The organism is Mariniflexile sp. AS56, assembly GCF_030552475.1.
In the GTDB taxonomy this organism is placed as follows: domain Bacteria; phylum Bacteroidota; class Bacteroidia; order Flavobacteriales; family Flavobacteriaceae; genus Mariniflexile.
On the sequence record NZ_JAUPED010000005.1, the window covers coordinates 213272 to 236269 of the forward strand.

Here is a 22998-nt window from a genome sequence, read left to right on the forward strand (position 1 = left end):
AGTGTTCGCACTCATAACTTAACACTCATAACTCATAACTTTAAACATGGCAAATTTAAAAGAAATACGTAACAGAATAACATCGGTGTCTTCTACCATGCAGATCACAAGTGCCATGAAAATGGTATCGGCTGCAAAGTTAAAGAAAGCACAAGATGCTATTACAGCAATGCGTCCTTATGCAGATAAGTTAACCGAACTTTTACAAAGTTTAAGTGCCACTTTAGATGCAGATTCGGGAAGCGTATATTCTGAGCAACGTGAAGTAAAGAAAGTTTTAATAGTTGCTGTTACTTCTAATAGAGGTTTAGCAGGTGCTTTTAATTCAAACATTATAAAAGAAGTTAGTAGATTAACATCTAAAACTTACGCCAACCAAGAGGTTTCTTATTTAACTATTGGAAAAAAGGCAAATGATGCTTTTAAAAAGACAAACAAAATTATTTCGAATAAAAGTGCTATTTATGACGATTTAACCTTTGATAATGTTGCTGAAATAGCTGAAATGTTAATGGCTAAATTTGTTGCAGGCGAATTCGATAAAATTGAAGTTGTTTATAACAAGTTTAAAAATGCTGCAACGCAAATTGTAACTACAGAACAATTTTTACCAATTGTACCAGTTAAAAGTGATTCAAATGTAGTTTTAGATTATATTTTTGAACCTTCAAAAATTGAAATTGTAGAACAATTAATTCCAAAGTCATTAAAAACACAATTGTACAAAGGCATTAGAGACTCTTTCGCTAGCGAACACGGTGCACGTATGACTGCGATGCATAAAGCGACAGATAATGCAACAGATCTAAGAAATCAGCTTAAATTAACTTACAATAAAGCACGTCAAGCTTCTATTACTAATGAAATTCTTGAGATTGTTGGTGGTGCTGAAGCATTGAATAACTAGTAAATGGTTTAACTGAGATTTTTCAGTATCTCATATAATATCAAACCTCACTTTATAGTGGGGTTTTTTTATGGCATTACTTTTGAAATACTATCATTACAATATCAATACATTTAAATATGAAATTTTCCAAAACACTGCTTTATTTAGTTTGCATGTTCGTTGTCATGATGACATTTTCAAAATGCGCAACAACGAAACCTTTTGAAGCACATGTGCCTTTTGAGATAGATGAAGTGTATTATCAAGATGCGCCTGGAAATGTAAAAGGAGTCGATTCTGGCGTTCATATTTATATTCAAATTGAAAATAAGCTAACTCATATAACGCTGGACAGTGTTTATTTTCGCGGAAAGCAGACGGAATTAGAGTATATAAATGAAAACATGTATGTTGGACAATTCAAATCTGAAACCTTTAAAAAAATGGCCTTTATTATGAGTAGCGACCCGTATGCGGAGTATGGTAATAAAATCCCGCAAATACCCGACAAACCACGTTTTTATTTAGAAGATGATGCCTGTATCATAAGCTATAAAATAGGGGATACAGTCAAGTATTTTAAAATTCAGCCCATCCATAAAAAAGAAGCAACAGAATTTTAAGGAACATCACCTAAGAACCAATAATTTATCTTTGCTTTGCATTGGCTAAAAACGTATTTTTAGCAAGACAAAAAAGTAATCCTTGAGCGGACTCAAAACATTATTTAAGCAGACTTTTATTTACGGGTTGGCCACTGTGCTTCCTAGAATGCTTAGCTTTATATTAGTGCCTCTTTATACTACGAAAGGGGTTTTATCATCGGTGGCTGAATATGGTAAAATTAATATCATTTTCTCCTATTTCGTTCTGTTTAATGTTGTTCTAGCTTATGGCTTAGAAACTGCCTTTTTTAGGTTTTTCAATAAGGATGAAGATAAAGATGCCGTTATTGGTACATCGGCCATATCTCTTATAATATCTTCATTTGGGTTTTTCATTTTAGCTTTAATTTTTCAAAATGAAATAGCTGGGTACATAGATATTCATGTTAAATACATCAATCTTGTTATTTGGATTCTTCTTTTTGATGCGTTAGTTATTATACCTTTTGCATGGTTAAGAGCGACACAGCGCCCTATGCGTTATGCGGTTATTAAGATTTGTAATGTGGTTATTAATATTGGTTTGAATTTATTCTTCCTTTTAGCTTTGAAAAAATTGGCGGTAAACGGTTCTGTTTTTGAATCCATATATAAGCCTAATTTTGAAATCAGTTATATTTTTATAGCCAATTTAGTGGCAAGTGGAGTTACGTTGTTATTAATGTCATCGTTTTATCTTAAAATAAAATATGTATTTAATACAGATTTATGGAAAACCATGATGCGATACGCCTTTCCTGTATTGGTTGCCGGTGTTGCGTTTTCTATAAATGAAACCTTCGATAGAATTTTATTAAAAGAATTACTACCCGCCAATGTCGCCGAAACAGATATTGGTATGTATGCAGCCTGTTATAAAATTTCATTGTTTATGACGCTTTTTGCAACGGCATATCGCTTAGGCATAGAACCTTTCTTTTTTAGTCATGCTAAAAGCGAAAATCCTCAAAAGAACTACGCAAAAATATTAGAATTTTTTGTGGCTTTTGGGTCAGTAATATTGCTTTTTGTTGTGGTTTTTGCCGATGTTTTAAAACCAATAATTGTGCGAAGTGAAGCTTATTGGGAAGCTATGTGGGTGGTGCCAATTATATTAATTGCTAACTTCTGCTTAGGTATTTATCACAATTTATCTGTTTGGTATAAAATTACAGACAAAACAAAATTCGGAGCTTATATTTCTATAGCAGGCGCCGTTGTTACTTTAGTTATTAACTTCATGTTTATAAAAGCCTATAGCTATAAAGCGTCTGCAGTAGCCACTTTAGCGGCCTATGCCATTATGGTGCTTTTGTCATATTATTACGGAAGAAAATATTATCCCATACCTTACAATCTAAAGAAAATAGGCATGTATTTAACACTTTCTATAGGCTTATCTGTGGTGTCGTTTTATCAATTTAGAGCCAATTATATGGTTGGAATTTCTATGTTAATTGTATTTTTGGGCATTGTTTTTGTTTCAGAAAAAAACGAATTAAAAAAGATATTTAAAAAATAATGAACATTAAAATTATAAACAAATCCAATCACGCATTGCCCCATTATGAAACGGAGGCATCAGCAGGAATGGATTTACGAGCTAACTTATCAGAATCAAAAACATTAAAACCTTTAGAGCGTAGTATCGTTGGTACTGGCTTGTTCATAGAATTACCAATTGGTTTCGAAGCACAAGTACGTCCGCGTAGTGGTTTGGCAGCCAAAAGAGGTGTTACCGTTTTAAATGCACCAGGAACTATTGATGCCGATTATAGAGGCGAAATAGGAGTGATTTTAGTAAACCTTTCAAATGAAGATTTCGCTATAGAAAATGGTGAACGTATAGCACAATTAGTGATTGCAAAACACGATCGTGCCGAATGGATTTCTGTAGAAGAACTTTCTGAAACGGCTCGAGGAGAAGGCGGTTTTGGGAGTACGGGAACGAAATAAAGAAAATTTAAAAAAAATGTTATTAGTTGAATAAACGAATAACAAATAAACTCAATAAAATGAAAATAATAGTACCAATGGCAGGACGCGGTTCTCGTCTGCGCCCACACAGTTTAACCGTACCAAAACCTTTAATTCCTGTTGCAGGTCAACCCATCGTACACCGTTTGGTAAAAGATATTGCTAAAGTATTAAAGCAACCTATTGAAGAAATCGCTTTTGTTTTAGGTGATCCGGCCTTTTTTGGTGATGATGTGGTTGAGAGTTTAAAAAAATTAGCGACCGATTTAGGCGCAAAAGCATCTATATACCGCCAAGACTTACCATTAGGTACTGGGCACGCTATTATGTGTGCAAAACCATCTTTATCAGGGCCTGCAGTGATTGCTTATGCTGATACGTTGATAAAAGCAGAATTTGATTTAGACCCAACAGCCGATAGTGTTATTTGGACCAAACAAGTCGAAAATCCAGAAGCTTACGGGGTTGTTAAGTTAAACGCAAATAAAGAGATTGTAGAGTTAGTTGAAAAGCCAGAAAACTTTGTAAGTGATCAAGCCGTAATTGGTATTTATTACTTTAAAGATGTGGCGGTTTTAAAAGGAAAACTACAACAAATTTTAGATGAAAACGTTACCAATGGAGGCGAGTACCAAATAAACGATGGTATAAAACGCATGATGGCCGACGGTAAAGTTTTTAAAACAGGTACTGTTGATGAGTGGATGGATTGCGGTAACAAAGCCATAACTGTAGAAACTAATGCGCGAATGTTAGGCTTTTTAAAAGCAGATGGCGAGGAACAATTGGTTGCAACATCAGCAAAATTAACAGATTCAAATATTATTGAGCCTTGTTTTATTGGCGAAAACGTGGTGCTTAAAAATAGCACAGTTGGTCCTAATGTATCTATTGGAGATAATAGTGTTGTTGAAAATTCAATTATAAAAAATAGTTTAATACAAACAAATACAAGCATCAAAAACGCCAATTTAGATGAAGCGATGATTGGTAATCATGTGAAATTTGATGGGAAATTTACCAGTGTTAGTATTGGTGATTATTCTGTTTTAGAATAGGATTCCTGCGAAGGCAGGAATTTCACAATTAATTAGTTGGAAACACCTATTTGCTAAACAATAGCGAAAAGTCCGACCCTTTTTGTAACGCCCAATTAAAATGCTTGGACATCAAGCTTATATGAAGTATAAAATCTACATAGTCATTCTCCTTTTCGGACTTTTTATAGTTCCGCAGATGAGTTATGCACAGGTGGATTTTAATAAAAAGCCTGATGATGATTTAGGTGTGGTTGAAGACAAGTTTCAAGAACTGTTCTATGACGCGTTAACCCAAAAAGGCATTGAGAATTACGACCGGTCTGTAGAGGCACTTTTAAAATGTATTGAATTAGATAATTCGGTGCCTGTGCTCTATTTTGAATTGGGTAAAAATTACAACCAACTCAAGAATTTTGGAGCAGCGGAAGATGCGTTTAAAAAAGCAGTTAGTAAAGAGCCTGAAAACGAGTGGTTTTTAGATGCGCTTTATTCGTTTTACATGGAACAGAGTGAGTTTGATAAAGCCATTAAAACGGTTAAGCAACTGGTGAAATTTCATCCAGATTATAAAGAGAACTTAGCCGCCTTGTATGTGAAAACCAAGGAATATAAAGATGCTTTGAAAATTTTAGATGTTTTGGATGCTGAATTTGGTATTTCGGTGGCACGCGATTTTATGCGTAATCAAATTTATGTAGCTACTGGTCGTAAAAAAGACCAAATTAAAAACTTGGAATCGCGGGTTGAAGACAATCCGGATAAAGAGTCTAATTACTTGCAACTTATTTTCCGCTACAGCGAAAACAACGAAAAGGAAAAAGCTTTTGAAACGGCTAAAGAATTGTTGAAAATAAGTCCGAATTCCCAAATTGTGCATTTAGCCTTATATAAGTTTTATTTGGATGATAACGATGCCCAAAAAGCGATTGAATCCATGAAAATTGTGGTTAAAAGCCCTGAAATAAAACCGGAAGCAAAACTTAAGGTGCTTACAGATTTTGTTCAGTTTGTGGGTAATAATCCGCAGTACGAAGCCGATTTAGTAGAGGCTACTAGCTTGGTTGGCGCCAACAATGATAGTAAAACACTAATGGAACTTGGGCAGTTTTATTTATCTAAAAGCAATAAGATAAAGGCTTTAGAGTATTTTGAAGCAGCCTTAAAAATGGATACAGAAAATTTTAATGTGCTTCGAAACGTATTGTTACTTTACATAGATTTGCAAAAGTTTAATGCAGCAGAGAAAAAGAGTGGTGAAGTGCTTCAAAAATACCCAGCACAACCCTTATTTTATTTAATTCAAGGCGTGGCTTTAAATCAATTAAATCAACCCCAAAAAGCGGTTGATGTTTTAGAAATGGGATTGGATTTTATAATAGATGACTCTAAAATGGAAATTGATTTTTATAAACAATTAAGTATCGCTTATGCCGCGTTAAACAATACGGCTAAAGCAAAAACGTTTAGTGATAAAGCAAAAAAATTAGAAACCTCAAATTAATGAATTTACTTAAGCGCATCGTTTTATTTTTTTTAGTTTTATTGGTATGCAATTGTAAAGCCTCCAAAACCGTTGGTGGTGGTGAAGCCAATTTAAATTTAAGTACTAAACAGCTGTTAAAAGAAAATGCTAAAAGCATTCCAGATTTTAAAACACTGCAATCTAGACTTAAAATCACATACGCTCAAGATGGTAAAGAGCAATCATATACCGTAAATTTTAGAGCTAAAAAAGATGAAGTATTGTGGATTAGTGCTATGTTTTCAGTAGTAAAAGCACTTATTACACCAGAGAAGGTGAGCTTCTACAATAAGCTAGATAATACTTATTTTGAAGGTGATTACCAGTATTTAAGTAATTTGTTGGGCACGGAATTAGATTTCCAAAAGGTTCAAAATTTATTATTTGGTGAGGCTATCTTTAATTTAAATGCGAGTGCTTATGAAGCTTCGGTAACGAGCGATTCTTATATATTAAAACCGAAACAACAACGCGAATTGTTTGAAATTTTCTTTTTGTTAGATCCTGTTCATTTTAAAATAAAATCACAACAAGTATCGCAACCCAAAGAGTTGAGGCATTTGCAAATAGATTATTTAACTTTTCAGGAAGTTGAAAAACAAACTTTGCCAGAGCGCATCAAAGTTATTGCTGTAGAAGCCACGAATGAAACTGTTATAGATTTAGAGTTTAAAGGCATTACTTTAAATGAAGACTTAAGTTTCCCTTATAAAATACCCTCAGGTTTTAAAGAAATAAAACTTTAATGTTACAAAATAACCAACCATTTAAAATAGTCATTCTACTTAGCTTCTTGTTTTGTAGTGTTTTTGCGTTTTCTCAAAGTGCTAAACAGCAGGAATTGGAGGCACGCAGGCAAGAACTTCGTTTAGAGATTCAAAAAATCGCCAAATTACGTGCCGAAAACCAGAGTAAGGAGAAGTCGCAATTAACATTAATTCAAGATTTCAAACATAAAATAACTGTGTTGGATAAGTTGATTAAGGTTACCAACCAACAAGCGAATTTAATTACCCGCGATATCAATTACAACCAAAGGAAAATAACGGGTTTAAGAGATGAATTAAAGGTTTTAAAGGCAGATTACGCTGCTATGATGGTGAAGTCTTATAAAAGCAAAAATCAGCAAAGCAGGATCATGTTCTTGCTTTCGGCCAACGATTTTAAACAAGCCTATAAACGTTTGCAGTATATGAAGCAATATACAGACCACCAAAAAGAACAAGGGGAAACAATTAAGCTAAAAACAGCTGAATTGCAAGCCACGAATCTAGACTTATTAAAACAACAAGAAACTAAGAAAAAACTAATTGCTGAGAATAGAGAAGTCCAAAAAACATTGGAAGCAGAGCGTAAGCAGCATGAAGATTTAATGAAAGCAATTAAAAAGAATCTGTCTGTTTATGCCGCTCAAATAAAGCAAAAACAACAAGAGGCAGATAGAATTGATGCTGAAATAGACCGAATAATTAAAGAAGCGATTGCGAAATCGAATAAAAAATCGGGTGCTACCACTACAAAAAGTTCTTCTGGATTTGCGTTAACTCCAGAAGAAAAGGTTCTAGCTGCAAATTTTGTAGCCAATAAAGGTAAACTGCCTTGGCCTGTTGAAAAGGGCTATGTTACGCTTGGTTATGGTACACAGCCGCATCCTATAGATAACTCATTAACCATTAAAAGTAATGGTGTTAGAATTGCTACCGAAAAAGGATCGAAAGTACTTGCTGTTTTTAATGGCGAAGTAAGTGCCGTACTTAAATTGAAAAACGTAAACCCGATTGTAATGATACGTCACGGTGATTACTTGACTTTATATAAAAACTTATCGGAGGTTTATGTGAAGGAAGGCGATAAAGTAACTACCAAACAAGTTATTGGTGAGGTGTTTACCAATGGGTCAAACGGCGAAACCATTTTAAGTTTTTCAATTTCAAAAGGAACAGCTACTGAAAACCCGGCATCTTGGGTGTTTAAAATGTAAAATTCCTGCCAAAGCAGGAATCTTATTGTAAAAGTTATTGTAATCTATAAACAGGTTGTTTCATTGCGTTCGTAATGACGGTTTTATCTGTTTTTTAGAATGGGCTGTATTAAAAGGATAATTTGTGCTTATTCAAGACCTATTCAAACAAAGCTTTTAATTCTACCGCTTCACTAGGTTTGATTTTACCAGACAGTAATAAACTGAGTTGTTTGCGGCGCAACGCAGCCACAAAACGTTCTTTTTCTAAATCGGTTTCAGGAAGTATTTCTGGTACGGCAATAGGGCTGCCGGTTTCGCTTACTGCTACAAAGGTGTAAATACCTTCGTTAGCCTTAGTACGCTCACCAGATTCTCTGTCTTCAATCCAAACATCAATAAATACTTCCATCGATGTTTTGAAAGCACGCGATACTTTAGCTTCTACCGTTACTACACTGCCTAAAGGCACTGCTTTGTTAAAAGCAACGTGGTTTACAGATGCTGTAACAACAATACGTCTGCTATGGCGTCTGGCAGCAATACTCGCTGCTCGGTCCATGCGTGCTAATAATTCGCCACCAAAAAGGTTGTTTAAAGGGTTGGTTTCACCAGGTAAAACCATATCGGTAAGAATCGTTTTAGATTGTTCGGGTGTTTTTATTTGCATTACAACATGTTTATTTATGTCGCAAAGGTAAAACGATTTTATAATTTAGAATGTGCTTTTAGGATATAATTATTCTGCAGCGACGTTAAGATCTTTAATCAATAACCACGCATCTTTGTTGTCGTTATTTCTAACATCGCGTAATACTTTTAAAGCCTCTTCTCCAGTTTCATAACTACCATAAACAACTTGGTGTAAACCATATTTGTTTTCACCAATGGTTCTTGCGTTAAAGCCAGCTTCTTTTAACTGGTTCACAATTTGTTCGCAGTTATCTTCAACTCTAAAAGCACCAGCAACCACGTGGTAATTACCAGATTGTTTAGACACATTTAAAGTAACAGCAGGAAGCGGATTCAAACTAAAAGTAGCTTGTTCGATCTTAGCATCCAATTGTTGGAATGCTTGTTCTTGAGCGATTTGATTGTGTTGCTCAATTTGGTCGATATAATATTTAGAAGACACCAATCCGCCTAAAGTTAAGGCTATTAAAGCCACGGCAGCGTATTTGAAATACGGCTTCGATTTACGTCTTTCAGGAGTAATTGTTAATGGAATTACTTTTTCAATCGCTTCAACTTCTGTTTTATAAGCTTCGCGAGTTACTTTTGGCGATACTAATTGAGATAAACCAAAAGAATCGGTTAAATAATTAAGCTGATAAATAGGTTCGAATAAAATTTTACCTTCACCATTAAAAGTGATGTCACCAATATTTTTAAAAGTAATGGTTTCACCTTGTGTTAAAAACGATTTGATGCTATTAACACGTTTTGCAATCTTTTCATTAGCAACCTCAAAAGGTATTTTTTCCACATCGGCAATATAATGTGCCAATAACCCATCGTTTTTTTGAATTTGCTCATTAAACGACACCGTTTTTTTAGGTGGATAAAAGCTATTCGTAGCATCATCAATCGTTGCAGATGTACGTTGCGTTAAAAATGCACCAAACTCAGGAATGGTAACACACTCATATCTATAGAGTAAATCGCTTATGTAGGTTTCTAATTGCATAGTAACAAAGTTAAAAAATAATACATTTAGATAAAATTTAGAAAGAACTATTTATTAACATCGTAAAAATTCTTTTATTGCAGCTTCAAAATCAATAGGATACAATGGGCGAAAATGATTTGCTTTACACCTTAGCCTTGCAACATGTGCCAAATATTGGCGACATTACGGCTAAACGACTTATTTCTCACTGCGGAACGGCCGAGGCTGTTTTAAAAGAAAAGAAGCAAAACTTACTAAAAATTGATGGTATTGGCAGCGTTATTCTAAGCGAATTGTTTAAAGCGCACCATTTAAAGGAAGCTGAAAAGGAAATGTCTTTTATTACAGAAAATAATATTAAGGTTTTGTATTTTGAAGAAGGCGATTACCCTGAAAAACTGAAGCATTGTATTGATGGCCCTATTTTGTTATTTCAAACAGGGAATATCAACTTAAAACAGCAACGTATTATTAGTATTGTAGGTGCTAGAAAAATCACCACGAATGGCATCGCTTTTTGTGAGGAATTGGTAGAAAAACTTGCCATTTATAACCCGCTTATAGTTTCTGGCTTTGCGTATGGAACCGATATTACAGCGCATAAAGCAGCTTTAAAGCATAATCTACAAACTATAGGCTGTTTGGCTCATGGACTGAATCAAATTTACCCAGCTGTGCATAAAAAGTATATGGTGGATGTGGAGAAGAACGGTGGTTTTTTTACTGATTTTTGGAGTACCGCTACCTTTGATAGAAATAATTTTTTAAAACGAAACCGAGTTATTGCAGGCGTGAGCGAAGCTACTATTGTTATTGAATCTGCTGAAAAAGGCGGAAGCTTGGTCACTGCCGATATTGCCAATTCGTATAACCGTGATGTGTTTGCTGTGCCAGGTAGAATTAATGATTCACAAAGTGCAGGCTGCAATAATTTAATAAAACACCAAAAAGCGCATATGATAACCACGGCGCTAGATGTGCCTTATATTTTAAATTGGCAGTTGGAAGATGAAAAGAAACCAGCCATACAAAAACAATTATTTGTTGAGTTGGATGCCACCGAGAAACTAATTTACAGCCATTTAAAAGACAACGAAAAACAGCAATTGGATATGATTGCCATTAATTGCAATTTGCCTATTTTTAAAGTAGCCAGCGTGTTGCTGAATATGGAATTAAAAGGGGTTATTAGACCTTTACCAGGGAAGTTGTTTGAAGTTATCTAAAATTCCTGCGAAAGCAGGAATCTCAAGAGAAGAAACTATTGTGTATTAATGTGTTCCCTTAACTTTTGTTTTTATACTCCAATTAATAAGATTCCTGATTTTGCAGGAATTGGCTAATACCCAACCTTCACACGAACGCGTTTCAACACCCCATTAGCAACCAATTTTGCTTTTTCAGCACCTAAAGCCAAAGCTTTATCAACTTCTTCTAAGTTGTTCATGTAATATGAATAGCGTTCACGTTGTACAGCAAATTTTTCAACAATTAATTCAAACAAAGCTTGTTTAGCGTGACCGTAACCGTAATTACCGTTTTCATAATTGGCTTTCATGGTTTCAATTTGCTCGTCGCTTGCTAATAATTTATAAATTGAAAAACAGTTGCAAGTGCTCCAGTCTTTTGCGTCTTCAAGTGGAGTGCTATCCGTTTGAATAGTCATTATTTGCTTGCGTAGTTTTTTATCGGCTAAGAATATATTGATGGTGTTGTCTCTACTTTTACTCATTTTTTCACCATCGGTTCCCGGAATTAACATGATGTTTTCTTCCACCTTTCCTTCAGGAATAACAAAAGTCTCTCCCATTTTGGCATGAAAACGAGAAGCGACATCACGGGTCATTTCAATATGTTGTAATTGGTCTTTCCCAACCGGAATTATTTCAGCATCATACAATAAAATATCCGCAGCCATAAGCATGGGGTAGGAGAATAAACCTGTGTTCACATCTTCCAATCGATCTGCTTTATCCTTAAAACTATGCGCTAATGTTAAACGTTGATAAGGAAAAAAACAGCTTAAATACCAAGTCAACTCGGTAGTTTGTGGTACATCACTCTGTCTGTAAAATACTGTTTTTTCAATATCTAAACCAAAAGCCAACCAAGTAGCAGCGACAGAATAGGTGTTTTGCCTTAATGTTTGGGCATCTTTAATTTGCGTTAAAGTATGTAAGTTGGCAATGAATAAAAACGATTCATTTTCAGGGCTGTTAGCCATTTTTATTGCTGGCATCAAGGCGCCTAAAATGTTTCCTAAATGTGGTGTTCCTGTACTTTGTATGCCTGTAAGTATTCTTGCCATCTTGTCATTCCCACGCGGGTGGGAATCTATTTTTAATTAATAATCCTAAAATTTCAACAGCCACAAAGGTAATTTTTTTAATAGAATTGCTCAATACTATTATGTATTTTTGGTCGCGATGAAGTTATTTAAATATCTATTCTGGATTTTGTACCGTATTTGGTTCTACATACTTGTAGCATTGCCAATACTTATAATGTTTCCTATACTTTTGGTTTCTATTTTAAAGGAATCGTGGTATCCCTACTTTTTTAAATTGGCTCGTATTTGGGCGAAGGTGATTTTAATTGGTATGGGCTTTCGTTGGAAAGTTGAAAGCGAACAAACACCAGAAAAAAGCAAAAGTTATATGTTTGTTGCCAACCATACTTCGATGGCAGATATTATGCTCATGTTGGTTTCAGTAAAAAACCCGTTTGTTTTTGTTGGAAAAAAAGAACTGACTAAAATCCCCTTATTTGGATTTTTCTATAAACGTACCTGTATTTTGGTGGATAGAAGTTCGGCTAAAAGTAGGCAAGCTGTTTTTTTAAGAGCGCAAAAACGATTAAAAACAGGAGTGAGTATTTGTATTTTTCCAGAAGGTGGTGTGCCCGAAGAACATATTATTTTAGATGAATTTAAAGATGGTGCTTTTAGGTTAGCTATTAATCACCAAATTCCCATTGTACCAATAACTTTTGGAGATAATAAAAAGCGATTGTCTTATACCTTCTTTAGCGGTGGTCCAGGGAAAATGCGCGTGAAAATTCATGAGTTTCTAGTAACAGAGGGGTTAACTGTTAAGGATACCAAGAGTTTAAATGAAAAAGCAAAAACCATCATTTTTAAGCAGCTAGAAACTTTTAATACATAAAAAAACGGCCCTGTGAGAGCCGTTTGTATTTTATGTTAATTCTGTGTACTATTTGGCTCAAACCAAAAACCTAGAACTTTATGGCAAACCCGGTGTAAACACCTATAAAAAAAGGTGTAAAGTTACCAGAAGTATTATTAAACGTATTAATTTGATATTTAAACATCGGTTCTAAATTCAAATCTATTTTTTTAGATACTTGGTAGTTGAAACCAACGCCAAAATTCGCACTATAACTTACATTATTTATATTGTTAGCCTCACCTAAGTAGGTTGATTGCCCTGTTTCAGACTCAGAATATATTTTGTTATCACTTAAAAAGAAGGAGCTAAAACCACCAATAACATTAACACCCAATTTGCGGCTAACTAAAGCGTACTGAATTTCTAAAGGTACTTCAATATAGCCTAAAGCCTGATTGATGGAACTGTTGGTTGTCGCGAAAGACTCAGGTCTACCCGCAAAAGTTTCCCCACTAATAACGGAAACATTATCGGCACTTGCATTGGTTGTACTCGCGTTTATGTTTGGTATGGCTCTTGTGCTAGAACTTATTCCAACCGCTTGATAAAGTACCACATTATTCGTGTTATAGCCTAAATTAACTTTATTAACACCCGAACGTAATTTGAGTTTGTTGTTAATTACATAACTAGCGCTCACACCATAGCTCATATTAACTTCACCTGTTTTAGAGTTGGTGTTAAACTGAGGGTCTATGGAAGACCCTTCGCCTAAACTATTAAAATAAACAGGCGCAGCATTGGGGGTAATGCGCCATTTATTGGTGTTACTTTCGGTTTCAATTATATCTTTTTTGGCGTCTAAAGCTTCTTCTATAGTTAACGAGGTTTTTTCCTTGTCTTCTGTTAGAGCAATAGTTGTGTTGTCTTTTGACGTGTTATTGATTAATTCTTTTGCTTTGTCAGAAGGGATTAAGCCTTCGTTTTGAGCAGCTGTTTCTTTAATTTCAGAATTATGAGCCACAGACGATTCTGTTGATTTGTTCTTGTCTTCGGAAACAGATGCAACAGCAGTGTTATTAGGGGTTGTTAATCTGCTTCTTATATTCAACTTTTTGTTGGAAGCGAAACCTGTTTGTAGCGTGTTTTGGTTTTTATTGTTTGAAGTTGTTGTGTTTGCTAGTTTTGATTTTTGAGAAACGTGTGTTTTGTTTGCTGCCACAGTAGTTTCCTTTTGAGAATCATTTTCTAAATTGATTTTAGTTTCAATTGAATTTTCAATAGCAATTTCAGAAGTGTTTGAATCGGGCGTGTTGGCGCCTCTATTCTGTGAGTCTTCAGTGTCTACAACTTGTATCGGGTTTGTGCTTCCTTCATTAAAAAAATAGCTACTACCCACGGTTAAAAGCAATGCGAGTAATGCTGCAACTCCAGCATAACGCCACCATATCGGGATGATGCGGCGTTTTTTCTTGTCTGGGTTAAGTTCGGCTTCTATGTTTTTCCATACGGCGTCACTGGGCGTCGCTTCAAAATCTTTGAAGTTTTCTTGAAATAACCGGTCTATATGTTTTTTATCACTCATTTATAATGATTGTAAACTTTGTGAAGATTTATAATCTTCAATGGTATGCTTCAAAATTTGTCTCGCTCGTGCTAAGTTGGATTTTGATGTACCTATATTAATATCTAGCATATTTGCTATTTCTTTATGTGAATAACCATCTAATACATATAGGTTAAAAACCAATCGGTATCTATCTGGTAATTCTTGAATAATGCGTAAAAGATAGTCGATGGAAAGCGTGTCTTCATCAATATCTAATTCAACATCATCAACAATGTTTTCATTTATAATTTCAAAAACCTTTTCTTTTCTATATTGTTGTAAAACGGTATTTATGGTAACTCGTTTTAGCCAGCCTTCAAAAGAACCCTTGTTTTTGTACTGTTCAATTTTTTTGAAAATTGTTATAAAGGCGTCTTGCAGGTTGTCTTCCGCTTCCGCATAGTTTCTTGAATACTTCAAGCACACAGAGAAAAGTTTACTCGAAAAGAGTTTGTACAATTCACTTTGTGCTTTAGCATCATTTCTTTTACAATTTTCTATGAGTTGATTCAAACTCAATTTAAATACGTATTAGTTAACACTTAATTTATTCTACAACGGGTACTTCAATAATTAAGTACTGGTCTTCTCCATTTTCGTCTTCACCTTGCCAAAACTTGAATATGTAAGAGCCGTTACTAGTAACTATAAAGTTAAAAGTAGCGTCTTCTGAAACATTTTCCAAAGTTTCGCAATTATCATTTTCATAAACTAATGTTATAGGTGCCACTGTACGCTCGTTTAAATTCTTAGAATAATAAAATTCTCTAAAAACATGACACGTTGTGGGTTTTAAATACGTTACCGTAATCGGGTATGTTTCTCCTAGCACAAATTCACTAGGTATATCAACACTCTCTACGGGTAAAACTTCAAAGCTATAGTTACTGTGGTTGTCGTTGTCTATACTACAAGAAACAAGTAAAACTAAAGCTAAACTTAGGGCGATTAACTTTTTCATAAAATAGTTTTTACTTTATAGATACGTTGCCAGCTAAAAGGTTGCGTATTAAAACTAAAAAATCCCGATAAATCGGGATTTTTAAAATTATTAAGCTTCTGAAGCTGCTTTGGCTAGTTTCCTAACCTTGCCTTCGAGCTCTTCCATAAGTTCTGGATTGTCTTTTATAAGGGCCTTTACAGCATCTCGACCTTGACCTAGTTTGGTGTCTTCATAGCTAAACCATGAACCGCTTTTTTTAACGATTTCATTTTCAACAGCGATGTCTAAAACTTCACCTACTTTACTAATACCTTCTCCGTACATAATGTCGAACTCAGCCATTTTAAAAGGTGGGGCTACTTTGTTTTTAACCACTTTTACACGGGTTTTGTTACCAGTAACATTTCCATCGGTTTCTTTTATTTGAGTTGAACGACGAATATCTAATCGAACAGACGCGTAAAACTTTAAGGCGTTACCACCCGTTGTTGTTTCTGGGTTACCAAACATAACACCAATTTTTTCACGTAATTGGTTAATAAATATAACCGTACAGTTTGTTTTACTAATAGAAGCAGTAAGTTTTCTTAGGGCTTGCGACATTAAACGTGCGTGTAATCCCATTTTAGAATCTCCCATTTCACCTTCAATTTCACTTTTTGGTGTTAAGGCTGCTACTGAATCGATTACAACAATATCAATAGCGCCAGAGCGAATTAAATTATCGGCAATTTCTAGGGCTTGCTCTCCATTATCTGGTTGCGACATAATTAGGTTGTCTAAATCAACGCCTAATTTTTCAGCATAAAATCTATCAAAAGCATGCTCAGCGTCAATAAAAGCGGCAATACCACCGGCTTTTTGTGCTTCAGCAATAGCATGTAAGGTTAGGGTTGTTTTACCCGAAGATTCTGGTCCGTAAATTTCAATAACACGTCCACGTGGGTAACCACCAACGCCTAAGGCTATATCTAAACCAAGAGAACCCGATGAAATAGCGTCTACATCAACAACTGCTTTGTCGCTCATTTTCATTACAGTACCTTTTCCGTAGGCCTTGTCTAATTTATCTAATGTAAGTTTTAGTGCTTTTAATTTAGCTTCTTTTTCGCTGCTCATTTTTATTTTTATTTTCTGAAGTAATGGATGCTAAAATAGTATAAGTTTCGTCATCATACAATTTTATGACGCAACCTTTATGAACATTTTGCATCTACTAATAAATAGAGGAAAGATTTTGCTATGAAACTAATCTTAAGAATACTTTTAAAGTAGACTAACTCGAACTATTCTTTAAAGCGCCTGTTTATAAAACGGGCGCTTTTTTTGTGATTAGTGTGCTAGTTTTTTTAAAAATTGTACTTTTGCATGATAAAATAATCTTTAACTTAAAACATTAGTATAGCATGCAACTGTACAATAAATTAAGCGCGAAGGAAAGAGCCGAATTAATCGATCAAGCGGGAAAACAACGTTTAACTCTTTCTTTTTACCAGTACGCTAACATTGAAAATCCTCAAATTTTTAGAGACCATTTATTTTTAACCTGGGATGCTTTAGAGGTATTGGGTCGAATTTATGTCGCTCACGAAGGTATTAATGGGCAACTCTCTTTGCCTGCCGATCGTTTTAACGAATTTAAAACGCATTTAGATAGCATTGACTTTTTAAACGGTATCCGGTTAAATATTGCTGTAGAGCAAGACAATAAATCATTTTTAAAACTTAAAGTAAAAGTGCGCAATAAAATTGTGGCCGATGGTTTAAACGATGATACGTTTGATGTGACCAATAAAGGCGTTCATTTGGCGGCAGACGATTTTAATAAATATATAGAAGATGAAAATACCGTTTTGGTTGATATGCGTAACCATTACGAAAGTGAAATAGGTCATTTTAAAAATGCGATAACTCCAGATGTGGATACCTTTAGAGATTCTTTAGATATTATTGAAGCAGATTTAAAAGATCACAAAGAAGATAAAAACTTAGTGATGTACTGCACAGGCGGTATACGTTGCGAAAAAGCCAGTGCTTATTTTAAGCACAAAGGTTTTAAAAATGTATATCAATTAGAAGGCGGTATTATAGAATATACAAGGCAAGTTAAAGAGCAAAATTTAGAAAATAAATTTGTGGGTCAAAATTTTGTGTTTGATGATAGACGTGCCGAACGTATAAGCGACGATGTTATAGCAAACTGCCACCAATGCGGTGATGCTTTCGATGTGCATACCAATTGCGCAAACGAGGCCTGCCATTTATTATTTATTCAATGCCCGAAGTGTCAAGAAGAGTTAGAAAATTGCTGTTCTACAACCTGCATGGAAATAAATAAGTTACCACATGAAGCCCAAAAAGAACTTAGGAAAGGGCAGGGTAATAGCAACGACATATTTAAAAAGGGACGTGCAAACCATCTTCCTTATAAAAAGGATTTAAGAAATATATTCGACCATTTTCAAAAGAAAAATGACTAGATTTTTCCTGCAAATAATTAATGAATAATTCTTTGTTTTAAGTCTTTAGAATAATCTTATATTTACAATTCAAAAGAATCATGAACCTTCTTTCGATAAAACCTTGGTTTTAATCGGAATCAATATATAAAAACTTATGGCTTGTAACAGTTGTTCAACTGGAAAAGACGGTCAACCTAAAGGATGTAAAAATAATGGCACTTGCGGGACAGATAGTTGTAATAAACTAACTGTTTTCGATTGGTTAGCTAATATGTCACTGCCTAATGGTGAGAAACCGTTTGGTTGGGTTGAAGTCCGTTATAAAAACGGCAGAAAAGAGTACTACCACAACACCGAAAATTTAACTTTAAGTATTGGGGATGTGGTGGCAACACAAGCACAATCTGGTCATGATATTGGAATGGTTACCCTTGCGGGGGAATTGGTGCGTGTTCAAATGAAACGTAAAAACATTTCAGTAACGCCTGAGGAAATCCTTAAAGTGTATCGAAAAGCAAGTCAAAAAGATATTGATATTTGGAAAGATGCACGCGAGAAAGAAGAACCTATGAAGGTGCGTGCGCGTCAATTTGCGATTGATTTAAAGTTGCAAATGAAAATTTCTGACATCGAATTTCAAGGCGATGCTAGTAAAGCCACGTTTTATTACACCGCTGAAGAGCGTGTGGATTTTAGAGAGTTAATTAAAGTGTTTGCACGCGAGTTTAAAACCAGAATCGAGATGAAGCAAGTTGGTTTTCGTCAAGAAGCTGCCAGACTTGGTGGTATTGGGTCTTGTGGTCGCGAATTATGTTGTTCTACTTGGTTAACAGATTTCCGTTCCGTAAGTACATCGGCAGCGCGTTACCAGCAATTATCATTAAACCCGTTAAAATTAGCAGGTCAATGTGGTAAACTTAAATGCTGTTTAAACTATGAGTTAGATAGTTATTTAGATGCTTTAAAAAGTTTCCCAAAAACCGAAGTAAAACTGCAAACCGATAAAGGAACTGCAGTGTGCCAAAAAACCGATATTTTTAAAGGTCATATGTGGTATGCTTACGAAGGTGAGTGGGCGAACTGGCATAAAATAACTACTACACAAGCAAACGAAATTATTGCATTAAATAGGAAGAATGAAAAAGTTGCGAGCTTAGAAGAATATGCTTCAGACCTTATTGAAGATACTAAAACTGAGTTTGAGAACGTTGTAGGTCAAGATAGTTTAACACGTTTCGACAGTCCAAAACCGAATAAAAAACGTAAAAACAATAGGAATCGAAACAAAAACGGCAACAATAAGGCGAATACCAACACCAAGAATACTCCTAATGCTAAGGGAAATCCAAACGCTAAGAGTAACCCTAACGCCAAAAGCAACCCGAATACGAAGAATAACCCGAATACAAAAAGTAAAACTAACACTAAGGGAAATAAACCAAAACCTCAAAAGAGTAAAGATGCTGCGAAATAAAGTGTTGCTTTTTTTATTAATTTCTTTTGTGTTTACCTCGTGCGATCCTAATCGTGTTTTCGATGAGTATCAATCTGTGCCAAATAAATGGCATAAAGATTCTGTTGTACGTTTTAGTGTCAAGGTTCCAGATTCAACAAAGGCTTATAACTTGTTTGTTAATTTAAGAAACACAAACGCTTATAAATACAATAATTTATTTCTAATTGTTGAAATGGCTTTTCCGCACGGGAAAACAATAAAGGATACGTTGGAATATAAAATGGCCGACCCATCTGGTAAACTTTTGGGTACAGGATTAACCGATATTAAAGAAAATAAACTCTGGTATAAAGAAGGGGTTGTTTTTAAAGAAAAAGGCGAATACGTGGTTAAAATTCAACACGCCATGCGAGAAAATGGTAAAGTGAATGGCGTTATAGCTCTGGAAGGAGTTACCGATGTTGGTTTTAGAATTGAAAGACCTATTAAATAATAATACCTAATTTTAAAATACTTAAGACGCTTAGAGCTTAAGACACTTAATCTATGGCAGCAAAAAATCAAACCTCTTCGACACAAGACTTTTTAAAATACATCCGCTGGTTTTGGATGTTATTTTTAGGAAGTGTACTGTTCGTTATTCTTATTTTTTTATGCGCTTCTTGGGGGCTTTTTGGTGAGATGCCAGACCACACGGTTTTAGAAAACCCAAAAACAAATTTAGCTACTGAAATTATTTCATCAGATGGAAAAACATTAGGGAAATTCTATTTAAACGATAACAGAACTCCTGTTGAGTATGATGAATTACCACAACATTTAGTAGAAGCTTTATTGGCAACGGAAGACGCACGTTTTCATGACCATTCAGGTATTGATGCACTGGGTACATTAAGAGCCGTTGTTAAATTAGGTGGCGGTGGTGGAGCTAGTACCATTTCACAGCAATTAGCAAAACAGTTATTTCATGGTGAAGGTTCTAAAAACATAATAGAGCGAATTCTTCAAAAAGTAAAAGAATGGATAATTGCAACGCGTTTAGAGCGTCAATACACCAAAGAAGAAATTATTGCGCAATACTTCAATATCTACGATTTCGGTAATAATGCCGATGGAATTAGAAGTGCTTCCAGAATATATTTTGGGAAAGAGCCTAAAGATCTTGATATAAAAGAGTCGGCTATGTTGGTTGGGATGTTTAAAAATTCATCTTTATATAATCCTAGACCAAATAGAAATCCTGAAGGTGTTCTAAACCGTAGAAATGTGGTTTTGGCACAAATGGAGAAATACGATTTTATTGATTCTAAAGTGAAAGACTCGCTTCAAAAAACGGAATTAGATTTAAATTATTCACCAGAATCACACCGTGAAGGTATTGCAACTTATTTCAGAACTTATTTGGATGGCTTTATGAAAGATTGGATTAAAAACAATCCAAAACCAGATGGCTCAAAATATAATTTATACAACGATGGTTTAAAGGTTTACACCACCATCGATTCTAGAATGCAATTATATGCTGAAAATGCGGTTCAAGACCACATGTCTAGATTGCAAGCAGCCTTTTCTAGCCAAAATACGCCTCAAAAAAATGCGACTGCACCATTTTTAGATTTATCAAAAGATGAAGTAGATAAGTTGATGAGAAATGCGATGAAACAATCCGAGCGTTGGAGAAAAATGAAGTACGATTTAGGAAAGTCTGATAAGGAAATTGAAGCGTCTTTCTATAAACCTACTCAAATGGCTGTTTTTGCTTGGAAAAAAGGAAAAGCATCTGAAGTTGATACGCTTATGAAGCCTATTGATTCGATACGTTACTATAAAACCTTTTTAAGAACAGGTATGATGTCGATGGATCCGCAAACGGGTCATGTAAAAGCTTGGGTTGGAGGTATCAATTACAGACACTTTCAATATGATATGGTGAAACAAGGTAAACGTCAAGTAGGGTCTACCTTTAAGCCATTTGTGTATGCAGCGGCTGTAGATCAATTACACTATTCACCATGTGATGAATTTCCAGATACACCTTTCTGTATTGAAAAAGGCAAGTATGGGAATATGGAAGATTGGTGTCCTAAAAATTCAGGAGGTGAGTATGGTGGTATGAGAACATTAAAGGATGCTTTATCAAACTCTGTAAATACGATTACCGCTCGATTAATGGATAAAGTAGGGCCACGTCCTGTTATAGATTTAGTTAAGAAGTTAGGTATAGAGTCTGATATTCCAGCGGTGCCTTCTATCGCTTTAGGTACAGCAGATTTAAGTGTTTACGAAATGGTAGGTGCTTATGCTTCTTTTGCGAATAAAGGGGTGTATACAAAGCCGGTAATGGTTACAACTATTGAAGATAAAAACGGAACCATTTTGTATCAATTCAAACCTGAAACCCGCGATGTTTTGGGGGAAGAAGAAGCTTATGTTACTGTGAAATTACTGCAAGGTGTTGTAGAATCTGGCTCTGGAGCAAGGTTAAGAAGAACAGGTGAAGCTTATGGTGTTTATAAAGAAATTATTACAGGGTATCCTTATGGATTAACGAACCCGATAGCAGGAAAAACAGGAACGACACAAAACCAAAGTGATGGTTGGTTTATGGGTATGGTTCCAAACCTGGTAACAGGTGTTTGGGTTGGCGCAGAAGATAGAGCAGCACACTTTAGGTCTATTACCTATGGGCAAGGGGCTTCTATGGCGTTGCCAATTTGGGGTCTCTTTATGAAGAGTTGTTATAATGATAAGACATTAGATGTGTCTACAGCCAATTTTGAAGTGCCTACAAACCTTTCTATTAATGTAGATTGTTCTAAAGTATCAGAATCAAGTACTAACGGTAGTTCTGGTGATACACCAGACGATTTAGATTTTTAAATACGTATTCAATTTTTAACATAAAAATGAAAAGCCATTCTTTTAAGAATGGCTTTTTTATTTTGTATTTTTAAAAAGCAAAAACTAAATAAGAATGATTAATAAAAAAGTTGCCCATGTTGAAGAGGCTCTTAATGGAGTTTCAGACGGAATGACCTTTATGTTAGGTGGTTTTGGGCTTAGTGGTATTCCTGAAAATGCAATTTCAGAATTAGTAAAACTGGGTGTTAAAGGTTTAACCTGTATTTCTAATAATGCAGGTGTAGATGACTTTGGTCTGGGCTTATTACTTCAAAAGCGTCAAATAAATAAAATGATTTCCTCTTATGTTGGTGAAAATGAAGAGTTTGAACGCCAAATGCTTTCTGGTGAATTGGATGTGGAGCTTATTCCGCAAGGTACTTTAGCAGAACGTTGCAGAGCAGCACAAGCAGGTTTTCCAGCCATTTATACACCCGCAGGTTATGGAACAGAAGTAGCCGAAGGAAAAGAAACCCGTGAATTTGATGGTAAAATGTATGTTTTAGAACATGCCTTTAAAGCCGATTTCGCTTTTGTTAAAGCGTGGAAAGGCGATGCAGCAGGCAATTTAATTTTTAAAGGAACTGCCAGAAACTTTAATCCCGTTATGTGCGGTGCTGCTAAAATTACAGTGGCTGAGGTTGAAGAATTGGTGCCTCTAGGTACGCTTGATCCTAACCAAATACATATTCCGGGCATTTTTGTACAACGTATTTTTCAAGGGAAGGCTTATGAAAAACGTATTGAGCAACGCACGGTAAGACAAAAAGAAGCGAAATAAATGCAGTTTAATGTTAG

General features: G+C 35.1%; 22 protein-coding genes. 15 read left to right on the forward strand and 7 right to left on the reverse strand.

Features of this window, described 5'->3' with window-relative positions; genetic code table 11:
* Positions 1-46: 46 nt before the first annotated feature.
* The 8 genes from atpG (at position 47) to Q5N74_RS08335 (ending at position 8053) form a co-directional block, all read left to right on the forward strand.
* Entirely contained in the window at positions 47-907 is an 861-nt protein-coding gene (gene atpG / locus Q5N74_RS08300; RefSeq protein ID WP_304388304.1) for an ATP synthase F1 subunit gamma, read from the forward strand.
* 119 nt (positions 908-1026) lie between these two features.
* Entirely contained in the window at positions 1027-1512 is a 486-nt protein-coding gene (locus Q5N74_RS08305) for a hypothetical protein (RefSeq protein ID WP_304388305.1), read from the forward strand.
* Between the two features lie 82 nt (positions 1513-1594).
* A complete protein-coding gene (locus tag Q5N74_RS08310) occupies positions 1595-3055 on the forward strand; it encodes an oligosaccharide flippase family protein (RefSeq protein ID WP_304388306.1) in 1461 nt (486 codons plus the stop codon).
* Complete coding sequence (gene dut, locus Q5N74_RS08315) at positions 3055-3489, forward strand: dUTP diphosphatase (protein WP_304388307.1); 435 nt, start codon at positions 3055-3057, stop codon at positions 3487-3489. The genes Q5N74_RS08310 and dut overlap by 1 nt, the downstream gene beginning before the upstream one ends.
* A gap of 59 nt (positions 3490-3548) precedes the next feature.
* The gene (locus Q5N74_RS08320; protein WP_304388308.1) at positions 3549-4568 is read left to right on the forward strand and encodes a sugar phosphate nucleotidyltransferase; all 1020 of its coding nucleotides are present in this window, start codon (positions 3549-3551) and stop codon (positions 4566-4568) included.
* 121 nt (positions 4569-4689) lie between these two features.
* Complete coding sequence (locus tag Q5N74_RS08325; protein ID WP_304388309.1) at positions 4690-6051, forward strand: lipopolysaccharide assembly protein LapB; 1362 nt, start codon at positions 4690-4692, stop codon at positions 6049-6051.
* Positions 6051-6818 (forward strand): DUF4292 domain-containing protein, encoded by a 768-nt coding sequence (locus Q5N74_RS08330; protein WP_304388310.1) that lies wholly within the window; start codon positions 6051-6053, stop codon positions 6816-6818. Before Q5N74_RS08325 ends, Q5N74_RS08330 begins: the two co-directional genes overlap by 1 nt.
* Complete coding sequence (locus Q5N74_RS08335) at positions 6818-8053, forward strand: murein hydrolase activator EnvC (protein WP_304388311.1); 1236 nt, start codon at positions 6818-6820, stop codon at positions 8051-8053. Before Q5N74_RS08330 ends, Q5N74_RS08335 begins: the two co-directional genes overlap by 1 nt.
* Positions 8054-8192: 139 nt before the next feature.
* On the opposite strand, the gene Q5N74_RS08340 is transcribed toward Q5N74_RS08335, so the two are convergent.
* Positions 8193-8702, reverse strand: a complete 510-nt coding sequence (locus Q5N74_RS08340; protein WP_304388312.1) for an acyl-CoA thioesterase — start codon at positions 8700-8702, stop codon at positions 8193-8195.
* 69 nt (positions 8703-8771) lie between these two features.
* Positions 8772-9719, reverse strand: coding sequence for an SPOR domain-containing protein (locus Q5N74_RS08345; RefSeq protein ID WP_304388313.1), 948 nt, complete (start codon positions 9717-9719; stop codon positions 8772-8774).
* 104 nt (positions 9720-9823) lie between these two features.
* On the opposite strand from Q5N74_RS08345, the gene dprA reads away from it, so the two are divergent.
* On the forward strand, positions 9824-10927 hold the full coding sequence (gene dprA, locus Q5N74_RS08350) for a DNA-processing protein DprA (RefSeq protein WP_304388314.1): 1104 nt from the start codon (positions 9824-9826) through the stop codon (positions 10925-10927).
* Positions 10928-11040: 113 nt separating this feature from the next.
* On the opposite strand, the gene trpS is transcribed toward dprA, so the two are convergent.
* Positions 11041-12009: a tryptophan--tRNA ligase gene (trpS, locus tag Q5N74_RS08355; protein ID WP_304388315.1), complete on the reverse strand. Its 969-nt coding sequence runs from the start codon at positions 12007-12009 to the stop codon at positions 11041-11043.
* A 118-nt stretch (positions 12010-12127) separates the two neighbouring features.
* On the opposite strand from trpS, the gene Q5N74_RS08360 reads away from it, so the two are divergent.
* The gene (locus Q5N74_RS08360; protein WP_304388316.1) at positions 12128-12865 is read left to right on the forward strand and encodes a 1-acyl-sn-glycerol-3-phosphate acyltransferase; all 738 of its coding nucleotides are present in this window, start codon (positions 12128-12130) and stop codon (positions 12863-12865) included.
* A 70-nt stretch (positions 12866-12935) separates the two neighbouring features.
* Here Q5N74_RS08360 and Q5N74_RS08365 read toward each other — a convergent pair whose 3' ends face one another.
* The 4 genes from Q5N74_RS08365 to recA all read right to left on the reverse strand — a co-directional run bounded on the left by Q5N74_RS08365 (position 12936) and on the right by recA (position 16500).
* Positions 12936-14414, reverse strand: coding sequence for a hypothetical protein (locus Q5N74_RS08365; protein WP_304388317.1), 1479 nt, complete (start codon positions 14412-14414; stop codon positions 12936-12938).
* Positions 14415-14957: an RNA polymerase sigma factor gene (locus tag Q5N74_RS08370; protein WP_304388318.1), complete on the reverse strand. Its 543-nt coding sequence runs from the start codon at positions 14955-14957 to the stop codon at positions 14415-14417.
* 28 nt (positions 14958-14985) lie between these two features.
* Positions 14986-15399 (reverse strand): hypothetical protein, encoded by a 414-nt coding sequence (locus Q5N74_RS08375; RefSeq protein WP_304388319.1) that lies wholly within the window; start codon positions 15397-15399, stop codon positions 14986-14988.
* A 90-nt stretch (positions 15400-15489) separates the two neighbouring features.
* Positions 15490-16500, reverse strand: a complete 1011-nt coding sequence (gene recA / locus Q5N74_RS08380; protein ID WP_304388320.1) for a recombinase RecA — start codon at positions 16498-16500, stop codon at positions 15490-15492.
* Positions 16501-16787: 287 nt separating this feature from the next.
* Here recA and Q5N74_RS08385 point away from each other — a divergent pair, with 287 nt between their 5' ends.
* From Q5N74_RS08385 to Q5N74_RS08405, 5 genes are all read left to right on the forward strand, one after another.
* Positions 16788-17861: a rhodanese-related sulfurtransferase gene (locus Q5N74_RS08385; protein WP_304388321.1), complete on the forward strand. Its 1074-nt coding sequence runs from the start codon at positions 16788-16790 to the stop codon at positions 17859-17861.
* A 136-nt stretch (positions 17862-17997) separates the two neighbouring features.
* Entirely contained in the window at positions 17998-19317 is a 1320-nt protein-coding gene (locus Q5N74_RS08390; protein WP_304388322.1) for a regulatory iron-sulfur-containing complex subunit RicT, read from the forward strand.
* Positions 19304-19792 (forward strand): gliding motility lipoprotein GldH, encoded by a 489-nt coding sequence (locus tag Q5N74_RS08395; RefSeq protein ID WP_304388323.1) that lies wholly within the window; start codon positions 19304-19306, stop codon positions 19790-19792. The genes Q5N74_RS08390 and Q5N74_RS08395 overlap by 14 nt, the downstream gene beginning before the upstream one ends.
* A 53-nt stretch (positions 19793-19845) precedes the next feature.
* Positions 19846-22179, forward strand: a complete 2334-nt coding sequence (locus Q5N74_RS08400; protein WP_304388325.1) for a penicillin-binding protein 1A — start codon at positions 19846-19848, stop codon at positions 22177-22179.
* 94 nt (positions 22180-22273) lie between these two features.
* On the forward strand, positions 22274-22981 hold the full coding sequence (locus tag Q5N74_RS08405) for a CoA transferase subunit A (protein WP_304388326.1): 708 nt from the start codon (positions 22274-22276) through the stop codon (positions 22979-22981).
* The last annotated feature ends 17 nt before the right edge of the window (positions 22982-22998 follow it).